The following is a 14044-nucleotide window of genomic DNA, read 5'->3' as shown; positions in this document are numbered from 1 at the left end:
TTAAAATATCAAAATAAAAATAGTGACGCGTGAAAGGATTTAAAATCTTAATTGTTTAAATGATTAAAAAATAAAATATGAAGAACATCACCATTAAGCTCGCATTATTTATCAATTATTTTGTTTTTGCAGCCCTTTTGAATAGTGTGGGATTGTTGATTCAAAAGTCTCAAAATATGTATGGTGTTTCTGAGGTACAAGCAAGTGTTTTGGAACCTGCCAAAGATTTAACCATTGCATTTGTTGCTTTTTTGATAGGTTCATTGCTTCCTAAGTTAGGTTATAAAAAAGGAATGTTAATCAGTTTGGCTGTAGTTTTTACAGGGTGTTTTGTGATGTATTTTGGGGATTCGTTTTGGAGTGTCATCGTGCTATTTGCTTGTACAGGGTTTTCGTTTGCGATAATCAAAGTGTCTGTTATGGCTTTAATAGGTGTAGTTACCGATACTGAAAAACAGCATAAGGCCTTTATGAGTTATATCGAAAGTGTTTTTATGTTAGGGATTGTGTTTGCCTATCTGATTTTTCCAATGTTTTATAGTGAAACCGATCCGAAAGCTTGGCTCAATGTTTACTTGGTTTTAGCGGGATTGATAGCCCTTGTTTTTGTTTTTATTTTAACCTCAAAATTTAATTTGCCCAAAGTAGAAAACCCTAAATCTTTTCAAGAAGATTTTAAAGATATGTTGGGTTTGTTGAAAAGACCTTTGATTTTGCTTTTTGCTGTTTTTGCTTTTATGTATGTGATGACCGAACAGGGAATAATGTCTTGGTTACCTACTTTTAATCAAAAAGTATTGCATCTTAACGAAAGATTAGCGGGTCAGATGGCCGTGATTTTAATGCTCTCTATTGCCTTTGGGCGTTTTGTTTCGGGGATAATTGTCAAGAGAATACATTGGTATGTTTTTTTGACTGTTTGTTTATTTGCGGCAGCGAGCTTAGTTGTCTTTGTTTTGCCAATGGCTTCGGGAATAGCGATTACACAGATTGATATGCTGTCTGAAGTTCCATTGATTGGATTTGTGTTTCCATTGATTGGTTTGTTTTTGGCCCCCATTTATCCAATAGTAAATTCAACAATTATAAGTGCTACTGAGAAAAATTTTCATGGAGCTGTTGCTGGTTTACTTACTTTTTTCTCCGCAATTGGAGGAACTTGCGGATCGGTAATTATTGGATATTTATTCCAAAAAATTGGAGGAAGTAAAGCGTTCTATTTTTCGCTAATTCCTCTGACAGTTCTAGTCGTTGTTCTCTTTTTTATTAATAAAATAACTAAAAAAAATGAAGTTCTTACTTAAAGTCGACCAAGTGTTTGAAGCGCTGTTGCTTCAAGAAGATACGGATTATGATAAAAAAATTACCAAAGATGATTTAGGGCCAAAAATATTTGTGTTGGTAGATGAAAATACCAAAGAAAAGCAAATTATTGAAGGGACTTATCATTTGTCAAATTTACTACAAGAATTGGCTTTGCTAAAAGAAAATGGAGAAGTGTTAGGAGAAGTAGATTTGGATTATATCCAAGAAAATCCTGTGGAAAGAATTTCCAGAAAAATCAAAGAAGATTATTGGGACGAACTGACTCGGACTATTGATAAAAAAGGGTTGAAGCTAATTATTGAAGATGTAAAAACTTCCAATGAATTAGCCACTCTATATGTTTCTGAAAAAGATTCTCAAGGTGTTGCTTATTTTAAAGAATTAGAAAAGGAGTTGGAAAACTTCGAAGTGATCGTTATGCCTTCAGTTATTTCTGAAGATTATGTAGCAACATTAGATCATAAGCCAGGGATTTTAGCTTTAGCCTTACAGAAAAAAGTTTACAGTTTACAGGGAGTTCCTTTTGTGGTGCCAGGGGGAAGATTCAATGAAATGTACGGCTGGGATAGTTATTTTATTGGAGTTGGATTATTGATTGACGGAAAGTTAGATAAGGCAATTGCTATAGCCGAGAATTTTAAATATCAAATCCTGCATTACGGAAAAATCTTAAATGCCAATCGCAGTTATTACCTCACCAGAACACAGCCGCCTTTGTATTCTTCACTACTGGTCGCTATTGTTAAAGAGGGTAATGTCAGTCAAGAATGGTTGCAAAGCCATCTGGAAACCGTGATTTTAGAGTACAATACGGTTTGGATGGTACAAGGAAATAGGTTGACACCAACAGGCTTGAGTCGATATAAAGCGGATGGTATAGGAATGCCTTTTGAGGTGGAACCAGGTCATTTTGATGATGTTTTGGAGCCTTATGCCATCAAGTATAATTTGCCAATTAGAGAATTTGAAAAACAATATTTGGCTAGAACGATTACCGATCCAGAACTGGATTTGTATTTTGTGCACGATCGAAGTATGCGTGAAAGCGGTCACGATACAACCAATCGATTAATTAATACTTGTGCCAATTTGAATTCAGTTGATGTCAATAGTTTTTTATACAAATATGAAAAAGACATCGAAAGTTTAATCAGTGATTATTTTGAAGGTTCATTTACTGTTGAAAAGGTAACATATACTCCAAGTGAATGGGCTAAGAAGGCCGAGTTCAGAAAAGAGAAGATGAATGAATTGTGTTGGAATGAAAATGCAAGCATGTATTTTGATTACGATTTTGTAAACAAAAAACAATTTCCATTTGAAGCAGCGACGACATTCTTTCCTCTTTGGGCGGGATTATGTGACGAACATCAAGCTCAAAAGTTAGTAGAAAACGCTTTGCCTCTTTTTATAAAAATGGGTGGAATTACAGGCAGTACCCAAAACAGTTGGTTGGAATCGGACCCAAATGCTCCACAACGACAATGGGATTACCCTTTCGGTTGGGCTCCTCACCAAATGTTGTTATGGGAAGGATTGCTGAAATACAATTACAAGGAGAAAGCGCAAGAAATGGTTTATCGTTGGCTTTGGTTAATTACAAAGAATGCCGTAGAATACAACGGAACTATTCCGGAAAAATTTGATTTAGAGACCAGTTCGCATAAAGTTTTTGCCGAATATGGAAATGTGGGAACTGAGTTTGATTACATTGCAAAAGAAGGTTTTGGTTGGGTAAATGCATCGTATCAATATGGCTTGCAAATTTTGGATGGTGAATTAATAGACGAATTGAATCGATTGACATCTCCAGACGAATTGTTTTAGTAAATAAAATTTATTGCTTTTTTTACTTTTTGTATATGATTTTTTTCTAAATTTAGCTTTCTAAAATTTATCTATTATGACTGTAAATCAAATACTAAGCACAAAAGGAAGAGAGGTTTATTCTATTGTTTCGACCATTACCGTTTTCGAGGCGTTGAGAGTAATGGGGGAGAAAAACATAGGAGCTATTCTTGTAATTGAAGATGGAGCTTTAAAAGGAATTCTATCAGAAAGAGATTATGCTAGAAAAATTGTTTTAAAAGATAAGTCTTCAAAGAAAACACCTGTTAGCGAAATCATGGAGAATGATGTGGTGACTGTTAAACCATCCGATAATTTAGATTATTGTATGGAATTAATGAGTAAAAGAAGAATCAGACATTTACCAGTGATTGAAAATGGAGAGATAATTGGACTTGTTTCAATTGGTGATGTCGTAAAATCAATAATAGAAATTCAAAAAGAAACCATAAAACATTTGGATTCCTACATTTCACAATAACAGTCAGTTAAAAATACTTTTAAGTAGCTACATCATGTGTAGCTATTTTTTTTGGTTATAAATTATCTTAAATCTTAATAAAAGAGAGAGATATAGGCTTCGGTTTTAAAGGAAGTCCGTTACCTTTGTGAATTAGAAAAAAAAAATAAAAATGGATAAGAACAGTAAAAGAAGAGAAGCGTTATTGTACCACGCCAAACCTACTCCAGGTAAAATCCAAGTAGTCCCTACCAAAAAATATGCAACACAAAGAGATTTGTCTTTGGCCTATTCTCCAGGTGTTGCAGAACCGTGTTTGGAAATCGCAAAAGACATTAATAATGTTTATAAATATACCGCTAAAGGGAATTTAGTGGCTGTTATCACAAATGGAACCGCCGTTTTGGGACTTGGTAACATTGGACCAGAAGCTTCAAAACCAGTAATGGAGGGAAAAGGTCTGTTGTTTAAAATATTTTCTGATATTGATGTGTTTGATATCGAAATTGGAACCGAAAATGTTGAAGAATTTATCCAGACAGTAAAGAATATTGCACCCACTTTTGGGGGAATCAATCTTGAAGATATTAAAGCGCCGGAATCTTTTGAAATCGAGCGCAGACTAGTTGAAGAACTGAATATTCCTGTAATGCACGACGATCAGCATGGAACAGCAATTATATCTTCAGCAGCTTTAATTAATGCATTGGAATTGGCCGATAAAAAAGCAGAAGATGTAAAAATGGTCGTGTCTGGTGCAGGATCTGCAGCTATTGCTTGTGCCGATTTGTATGTTTTATTGGGAGTAAAAAGAGAGAATATTTTAATGTTCAACAGTAAAGGTCTTTTGACGAAAGATAATCCTGCTTTGTCTGAATTGCAATTGAAATATGCTGTAGAAGGAGCTTCTCTTACCCTTGAAGAAGCACTGACAGGGGCCGATATTTTCTTGGGATTATCAACTGCAAATGTGATGACTCCCCAAATGTTATTGGCAATGGCAGATAATCCTATTGTTTTTGCCATGGCAAATCCAGATCCTGAAATTGCATACAATCTCGCTATTTCAACACGCAAAGATGTTATTATGGCAACGGGACGTTCAGATCATCCTAACCAAGTAAATAATGTACTTGGATTTCCATATATTTTTAGAGGAGCACTTGATGTTCGTGCCACAAAGATCAATGAGGCTATGAAAATGGCCGCAGTAAAAGCACTTGCAGCACTTGCCAAAGAAAATGTTCCAGAACAGGTAAATATTGCTTACGGAGCCACTAAATTGGTTTTTGGTAGGGAATATATCATTCCTAAACCTTTTGACCCTAGATTAATTGCTGTTGTTGCACCAGCTGTAGCTAAAGCTGCAATGGAATCTGGTGTGGCATTGAATCCGATAACGGATTGGGAAAAGTATGAGGAAGAACTTTTGAATCGTTTGGGTAACGACAATAAAATGATTCGAATGATTACTAACAGAGCCAAAACTGACCCTAAGAGAGTTGTTTTTGCGGAAGCAGAACAACTAGACGTTTTAAAAGCGGCTCAAATTGTTTATGAAGAAGGTATCGGGTTCCCAATTTTATTAGGGAATAAAGAAATCATATTGGAATTAAAGGAAGAACTTGGTTTTGATGCTGATGTTCAAATTATAGATCCAAAACTTGACGAAGAACAAGATAGAAGAACAAGATATGCTGTTGAATTATGGGAATCCAGAAAAAGAAATGGAATTTCACTTTTTGATGCTGAAAAGTTCATGAGAGAGAGAAATTATTTCGCTGCAATGATGGTGAATACTGGTGAAGCCGATGCTTTAGTCTCTGGGCATTCTAGAAGTTATCCTTCGGTTGTGAAACCGATGTTGCAAATAATTGGTAAAGCCCCGAATGTTTCTTTGGTAGCAACTACAAATATTATGATGACTAATCGCGGTCCGATGTTTTTATCGGATACGGCGATAAATATAGATCCAACTGCCGAGGAATTGGCTAAAATTGCTGTAATGACAGCCAATACGGCAAAAATGTTTGGAGTTGAACCCGTGATTGCGATGGTGTCGTATTCAAATTTTGGGTCTTCTGTAAATAAAAGCGCTTCAAAAGTGAAAGAAGCGGTAGCTTATTTGCATGAAAATCATCCAGATATTATTGTTGATGGAGAACTTCAAGCTGATTTTGCATTGAATCCAGAGATGTTATCTGCCAAATTCCCTTTTTCAAAACTAGCAGGCAAAAAGGTAAATACCTTAGTTTTTCCAAACTTGGAATCGGCTAATATTACTTACAAACTCTTGAAAGAGTTGAACAAAGTTGGTTCAATTGGACCAATTATGATGGGAATGAAAAACCCTGTCCACGTTTTCCAATTGGGTGCCAGTGTTGAAGAAATGGTAAATATGGCTGCAATTGCAGTAATTGATGCACAAGAAAAAAGTATGAGATTAAAAGGGAAATAAATTTAAATACCCGTAGATTAAAATTTGAGATTTTAAGATTAAAATGTAACGTGTTGGTTTATACATAAAAGTGTACTCCATTAAACGCAATACAATTGTCTTTTAATCTCAAATTTTATTATATTTGAACAGATAATTTATTTTATGATAGCACATTTACAAGGAAAATTAGTGGAAAAGACACCTACAGATGTTGTGATAGACTGTAGTGGAGTTGGTTATCACGTAAATATATCTTTGCACACTTATTCATTACTGCCCAATACCGATTTTGTAAAACTTTATACCTATCTTCAAATAAAGGAAGATGCGCATACTTTGTTCGGTTTTGTAGAGAAATCTGAAAGAGAAATTTTTAAAATGTTGCTGTCTGTATCCGGGATTGGAGCCAGTATTGCACGAACAATGCTTTCTTCTTTGGAACCCAAGCAAATTATTAATGCCATAGCGTCGGGAGATGTAGTTACCATTCAAAAAATAAAAGGAATTGGTAGCAAGACGGCTCAAAGGGTAATTCTTGATTTAAAAGAAAAAGTGTTAAAATTATATGATTTAGATGAAGTTTCAATGTCATTGAGCAATACAAATAAAGATGAGGCGTTATCTGCTCTAGAAGTTCTTGGTTTTGTTCGAAAAACATCTGAAAAAATCATTGAAAAAATTGTAAAAGAAGATCCAGAGGCTACTGTGGAGGCTATAATTAAAAAAGCTTTAAAAAATTTATAAGAGGATAATAGAGGCCTAATCGATATGCATAAAATTTACATTTTTTTGCTGGTATTATTTTGTGGTTTTGTATCGCAGGCTCAAGTGCAAGGTGTTGTTCAGGATACCATAAAAAAAGGATACGATGTTGGTGAGGTTCAGATGGCAAATCCTCAAAGCATTTTGTCTGCATACACCTATGATCCAGTTACGGATACTTATGTCTATACCAATTCTATAGACGATTTCAATATCAATTACCCTATTGTTTTAACTCCTGCCGAGTATGAAAAGTTGATGCTAAAGGAATCAATGAATGATTATTTTGGTAAAAAGTTGGATGCTATTGATGGAAAAAAAGAAGGAAGTGATGCAGCCAAAAAGGATTTACTGCCTCGATATTATATAAAATCTGGACTTTTTGAATCCGTTTTTGGAAGTAATACCATTGACGTAAAACCTACTGGATCTATCGAGATCGATTTGGGACTATTGTATACCAAACAAGATAATCCGGCTTTCTCTCCTCGCAATAGAACGAACACCTCATTCGATTTTAATCAAAGGATAAGTATGAGTTTGTTAGGAAAAGTGGGGACAAGACTGCAGGTTAATGCCAATTTTGACACCCAATCTACCTTTGCTTTTCAAAATTTATTAAAATTAGAATATACTCCGGCGGACGATGACATTGTTCGTAAAATTGAAGTCGGGAATGTTAGTATGCCCTTAAACAGTACTTTGATTCAAGGAGCTCAGAGTTTATTTGGTGTAAAAACGGAATTGCAGTTTGGTAAAACAACGGTTACGGGAGTTTTTTCAGAACAAAAATCGCAAGCCAAAAGCGTAATTGCCCAAGGTGGAGGAACGATTCAGGAATTTGAAATGTATGGTTTGGATTATGACAATGATCGCCACTTCTTCTTGTCTCAATATTTCAGGGATAAATATGATGCTTCATTAAAGAATTACCCTTTTATTGATTCAAGGGTTCAAATAACAAGGCTGGAAGTTTGGATTACAAACAAACAAAACCGAGTAAACACAACCAGTAATAATTTAAGAAATATTATAGCGCTTCAGGATTTAGGTGAGGCACAAATAACGGGGTTGCCGGATAATAAAGTAGTAGTGCTGAATCCTTCTACAGGAATGTTTATCAAACCAATTGATTCTCCATCAGATAATACCAACAACCTTTATGACCCCGCTTTAATCAAGACGAACACAGGTTATTTGAATGATAATATTCGTGAAATAGTAACCGCAAGTTCTGGGTTTTCGCCTACTATCACCGTTAGTGAGGGGCAAGATTATTCAAAATTGGAAAATGCCAGAAAGTTATTGTCGAATGAGTATACTTTTAATCCTCAGTTGGGATATATCTCCTTGCAACAACGATTAGGGAATGATGAGATTTTGGCAGTAGCATACCAATATTCAATTGGAGACAAAGTTTATCAAGTAGGTGAGTTCGGTAATGATGGCGTTGAAGCTACTGTAGTGGGAGGAAATCAGCCGTCCAATCAAACGATTGTTTCTCAGACTTTAATTCTGAAAATGTTAAAAAGTAGTTTGACAAATGTATCAAACCCAGTTTGGAATTTGATGATGAAAAATATTTATCAAATACAAGGCGCCTATCAATTACAGCAGGAAGATTTTAGGTTGAATATTTTATATAAAAATCCATCAGCATTAAATTATATAACTCCTGTTGATGGAAGTCCTTTTCCAGCCAATCCAACTCCTGAAAATACGGTAGAAAACACCACTTTGTTGAAAGTGCTTAATGTAGACAAATTGAATTATAACAATGATCCACAAGCAGGAGGTGATGGTTTTTTTGATTTTATTCCAGGTCTAACCGTGGATCAACAGAATGGTAGAATCATTTTTACGAGCAAAGAACCTTTTGGTGAGTTATTGTTTTCTAAACTGAAAAATCAAGGCTCGACCGAAGATTACAATGATATAAATACCTATAACGAGAATCAAAAAAAGTATGTAAATCCATATATGTACAGGGTTACCCAAGCAGGAGCGATTCAAAACCCAGAAGTGAATAAGTTTCTTTTGCGAGGAAAATATAAATCTGTAGGCGGAGAAGGAATTCCGATTGGAGCATTTAATGTCCCTTTGGGGTCCGTGAAAGTTACTGCTGCCGGAAGGGTTTTGGTTGAAGGTGTTGATTATAGCGTCAATTATCAATTGGGTAGAGTTCAAATTTTGGATCCATCTTTACAGGCGTCAAATACGCCAATTGAAATTTCATTGGAAAACAACTCTGTTTTTGGACAACAAACCAGAAGATTTTTTGGGGTGAATGTCGATCATTTAATATCCGAAAATTTTATGGTTGGGGCTACTTTCTTAAATATGAAAGAGAAACCGTTCACACAAAAATCAAGTTATGGTCAAGAATCCGTAAATAACAGTATTTTTGGATTGCATGGGAATTTTTCATCGCAAGTTCCGTTTTTCACTCGTTTGGTTAATAAATTACCGAACATAGATACTGATGTTCCTTCCAATATTTCAGTGAGTGGAGAGTTTGCTTATTTGATGCCAAACGCTTCTAAAGGAGATCAATTTCAGGGCGAATCTACTATTTATGTTGATGATTTTGAAAGCTCTCAGTCTTCAATCGATTTGCGCTCTCCTTATGCCTGGACCATGTCATCTACTCCAGAGAACAATACAACCAGTCCTTACAATTTTAATGGAAATTTAAATGGGTTGGATTATGGTTTCAAAAGGGCCAAATTAGCATGGTATTCTATAGATCCTGTTTTTTATACTTCAAAACCATCGGGAATAACAAATGATGATTTGTCTTTGAATACTACAAGGAGGGTTTATAGTGAAGAATTGTATCCATTGACAGATATTGTTCAAGGTCAGTCGCTTGTGGTTAGTACGTTGGACATGAGTTATTATCCAAAAGATAGAGGACCTTATAATAATTCATCTACGGTAGCTGATAATCCTAATGAAAATTTTGGAGGAATTGTGAGATCGTTAAGTTCTACCAATTTTGAGCAAAGTAACGTAGAATATATTCAGTTTTGGGTTATGGATCCTTATGTGGGTGCGGGAAGTGTGCCAAAATCTAATACGGGAAAAGTCTATTTCAATCTTGGGGAAATTTCTGAGGATGTTTTGAAAGATGGTAGAAAAGTATATGAGAACGGTTTTGGTCCCGATCAAGTTGTAGTGAATCCTCCTCCTGTTTGGGGAAATGCACCAGCCTCTCAATCATTAATTTATGCTTTTGACAATAATGAGGGCAACCGCACCAACCAGGATATAGGATTAGATGGACTTGCTTCCGCTGAAGAGGCAAAAGTATATTCTAATTATGCTTCTGAACCCGATCCAGCTGGTGATGATTACATTTATTATTTAAATACTACTGGCGGCGTATTAGACCGTTATAGAAATTACAATGGAGTTGATGGGAATTCAAATGTTAACATTAATTCGGCTAACAGGGGTTCTTCAACAGTTCCTGATGTGGAAGATGTGAATAGGGATAATACAATGAACACCATTAATGCTTATTATGAATACAGCATTGATATGAAACCGGATATGCAAGTTGGACAAAACTATATTGCAGATGTAAGAAATACAACAGTTACTTTGCCAAACGGCAGTTCGACCGAAGCAAGATGGATTCAGTTTAAAATTCCGATTTCCCAACCAGAAAATACTATTGGAAAAATTTCAGATTTTAGATCCATTCGATTCATGAGAATGTTTATGACGAAATTTACGGATCAAGTTACTTTGCGTTTCGGAGCATTGGATTTGATAAGAGGAGAATGGAGACGCTATACACAAGCATTAGATTTTAATGATTTGAATGTAGATGATGATGGAACTGTTTATGAAACAGCTTCTGTGAATATTGAAGAGAATTCCAGTAGATGTCCTATAAATTATGTGAGTCCGCCAAGTGTGAAAAGAGAACAGTTGTATAATAATAATACTGTTATCAATCAGGATGAGCAGTCCTTATCGATGAAAGTTTCTGGAAAAGGGCTTGAGCCTTTGGATGGGCGTGGGGCTTTCAAAAATTTCAATATCGATATGCGTCAATATAATAAACTTAAAATGTTTTTGCATGCCGAATCTCTGCCAGATGAAATCGCTTTGCAAGACAATCAAATGGTTGCTTTTTTGCGTTTTGGGGCGGATTACTCGAATGATTTTTATCAAGTAGAAATTCCCTTGAAAGTTACAGTGGCTTCTGCTTCTGGTGGAAAAGATTGCCCGCCATTGAGTGCAGATTTAGTTTGGCCATCAGATAACGAAATAGATTTGTCGTTGGAATTATTGACCCAATTAAAGCTTAAATCGTTAAAGATAGATAAGTCAACTTTGCCTGCAGATGGTATTTATTATTCCGATGACGATCCAAATGAAACTGATGGTGATGGAAATAGCAAGCTGCGTTTAGGAATCAAGGGAAATCCCAATTTAGGTTTGATTCGAAATATAATGCTTGGTTTAAAAAGCAATGAACTTCATCAAGATATAAAAGGAGAAGTATGGTTCAATGAACTTCGTTTGGCTGACATGGACAATAAAGGCGGTATTGCAGCTTTGTTAAACGTAGATACTAACTTTGCCGATTTGGCAACGGTTTCATTGACAGGTAATGTCAAAAATTTTGGTTTTGGTACTATTGAACAAGGCCCTAATGAAAGAAGTAGAGAAGATATTCAGCAGTATAATGTAGTGACCAATATTAATTTAGGAAAGTTTTTGCCTAAAAAATGGGGGGTTAATGTGCCTTTTAATTATTCTATTGGAGAAGAAATTATTAAACCTGAATACGATCCGTTTTATGAAGATATCAAGCTAAAACAAGTTTTGGATGATGCCGATACTGCGGCCGAAAGAAAAAGTAAATTGGATCAGGCAATTGATTACACCAAACGTAAAAGTATCAATTTGATAGGAGTGCGAAAAGAAAGAAGCGCCGAAAAGAAACCCATGCCATATGATGCCGAAAACTTCACTTTTTCGCAATATTATAATGAAGTAGAGCGCCACGATTTCGAAGTTGAAAAGAATGTGGATCAGCAATCAAGAACCACCGTTGATTATGCTTTTGCTTTTAAACCAAAACCGGTTGAGCCTTTTCAAAAAACTAAGTTCATGAAGAAAAGCACCTATTGGAAGTTTTTGAGTGATCTTAATTTTAATTATTTGCCTTCAAATGTTACTTTTAATACCAATGTGGTAAGACAAAGTAATGAGCAACAATTTAGACAAGTGGAAGATATAGGTATTGGTTTTGAACCATTGTATAGAAGAAATTTTGGCTTTAATTACCAATATGGTTTTAATTTTAATTTGACAAAATCATTAAAAATAAATTATACGGCAGCTTCGAGAAACTTAGTAAAGAATTATTTGGATGCCAATGATCAGCCTATGAATGATGTTACGATTTGGGATGGTTATTTCGATACGGGAACTGCCAATTACCACATGCAACAGTTCATTTTAAACTATGAAATTCCTTTTGATAAGATTCCTTTTTTAAGTTTTATAAAGGCTAATTATTCATATACGGGTGATTACAGTTGGCAGCAAGCTTCTGAGGCATTGAGTAATATTGAAATTGGAGGAGAATTTTATGATTTGGGTAATACGGTGCAAAATGCCAAATCAACTAATTTTAATTCCACATTCAATATGGAAACCTTGTATAAATATATAGGGATTTCCAAAAGCTCAGGTAGTAAGCCAAAGCCTGTTGTAGCTCCTAAGCCTGGTGAAAAAATCGTAAAAACAGATCCATTAAAAAAGATTAACCAAAATCAGTTTATAGATGGATTGAAAGGGATATTGACGAGTGTAAAAAGTATCAATCTTAGTTTTACTGAGAATCAAGGAACTGTTCTTCCGGGATATATTCCTAGTGTTGGATTCTTTGGGTCTTCAAAGCCTACTTTGGGCTTTGTTTTTGGTAGTCAAAATGATGTGCGATATGAGGCAGCCAAAAGAGGTTGGCTGACCACTTATCAGGAGTTTAATCAAAATTATACGACTGTCAATAATCAGATCTTTAAAGGTTCTGCCAATTTGGAATTAACTCCGGATTTAAAGATAGATTTACTGGGAGACCGTTCCTATTCCGAGAATTTTTCAGAACAGTATGACGTGGGTGCTGATGGAGGTTACAATCCAAGGTCTCCTTATAGTTTTGGTATTTTCTCAATTTCGACAGTATTGATTGGAACTTCTTTTTCTACCAGTAATGAAGTTCGATCTACGGCTTTTGATGAGTTCAGAAAGAATAGGCTTATTGTAGCTAATAGATTGGCTACCGAAAGAGGAATAGATATTAATAATCCGGCCAGTCTTGACTCGAAAGGGTATCCAATTGGTTATTCCAGTTCTAATCAAGCCGTTTTATTGCCCGCATTTTTGGCTGCTTATTCAGGGACAAGTGCCGATCATGTTTCTTTTGATATTTTTAAGAGTTTTCCATTGCCTAACTGGGCTATTAAATACACTGGATTGATGCGATATGAGTTTTTCAAGAAGACATTTAAGCGTTTTTCTTTGCAGCAAAACTATAGAGCATCTTATACGGTAAATTCATTCAGATCTAATTTTAATTATACAAATAATCCAAATGGTGTTGATGATAGCGGGAATTTTTACAATCCTACTATTATGTCAAATGTTACTCTGGTAGAACAGTTTAATCCGTTATTGAAAATTGATTTTGAATTGAAAAACTCTTTCAAATTATTGACACAAATTAATAAGGATAGAGCATTGTCCATGAGTTTTGATAATAATTTATTGACGGAAGTTCATGGAATTGAATATGTGGTAGGTTTAGGTTATCGAATAAAAGATGTTATTTTCTCTTCCACCTTGGCGGATAATCCGATGGGGATTATAAAAAGTGATATTAACATCAAAGTCGATTTGACTTATAGAGACAATCAAACGATTGTCCGTTATTTGGATTATGATAACAATCAGTTGGGTGGTGGGCAAAATATATGGACATTGAATACTACAGCCGATTATTCTTTGAGCAAAAACTTGACCATAATCTTTTATTATAACCACTCTTTTTCTAAACCGGTTATTTCAACTTCGTTTCCACTAACAAATATTAGTTCCGGATTTACTTTCCGTTATAGTTTTGGAAATTAATTTTTGAAAATCTAAACCGTAATTGTACATAAGATTGTTACATTTGTACAAAA

Annotated in this window: 6 protein-coding genes; all 6 read left to right on the top strand. The window is 35.0% G+C overall.

The features are described 5' to 3' along the window. Window positions 1–77 precede the first annotated feature (77 nt). Entirely contained in the window at window positions 78–1304 is a 1227-nt protein-coding gene (locus tag C8C85_RS05590; RefSeq protein WP_116796193.1) for an MFS transporter, read from the top strand. After that, complete coding sequence (locus tag C8C85_RS05585; RefSeq protein WP_116796192.1) at window positions 1288–3153, top strand: trehalase family glycosidase; 1866 nt, start codon at window positions 1288–1290, stop codon at window positions 3151–3153. The genes C8C85_RS05590 and C8C85_RS05585 overlap by 17 nt, the downstream gene beginning before the upstream one ends. 76 nt (window positions 3154–3229) lie before the next feature. Continuing rightward, on the top strand, window positions 3230–3655 hold the full coding sequence (locus tag C8C85_RS05580) for a CBS domain-containing protein (protein WP_116796191.1): 426 nt from the start codon (window positions 3230–3232) through the stop codon (window positions 3653–3655). 151 nt (window positions 3656–3806) lie between these two features. Next, the gene (locus C8C85_RS05575) at window positions 3807–6092 is read left to right on the top strand and encodes an NADP-dependent malic enzyme (protein ID WP_116796190.1); all 2286 of its coding nucleotides are present in this window, start codon (window positions 3807–3809) and stop codon (window positions 6090–6092) included. A gap of 144 nt (window positions 6093–6236) precedes the next feature. Continuing rightward, on the top strand, window positions 6237–6818 hold the full coding sequence (ruvA, locus tag C8C85_RS05570) for a Holliday junction branch migration protein RuvA (RefSeq protein WP_116796189.1): 582 nt from the start codon (window positions 6237–6239) through the stop codon (window positions 6816–6818). Between the two features lie 24 nt (window positions 6819–6842). Beyond that, complete coding sequence (gene sprA / locus C8C85_RS05565) at window positions 6843–13991, top strand: cell surface protein SprA (protein ID WP_116796188.1); 7149 nt, start codon at window positions 6843–6845, stop codon at window positions 13989–13991. Window positions 13992–14044 lie beyond the last annotated feature (53 nt).

The organism is Flavobacterium sp. 103, from assembly GCF_003096795.1.
In the GTDB taxonomy this organism is placed as follows: domain Bacteria; phylum Bacteroidota; class Bacteroidia; order Flavobacteriales; family Flavobacteriaceae; genus Flavobacterium.
Note: the sequence above shows the minus strand (reverse complement) of the source record. Positions and strands in the feature narration are given on the sequence as shown.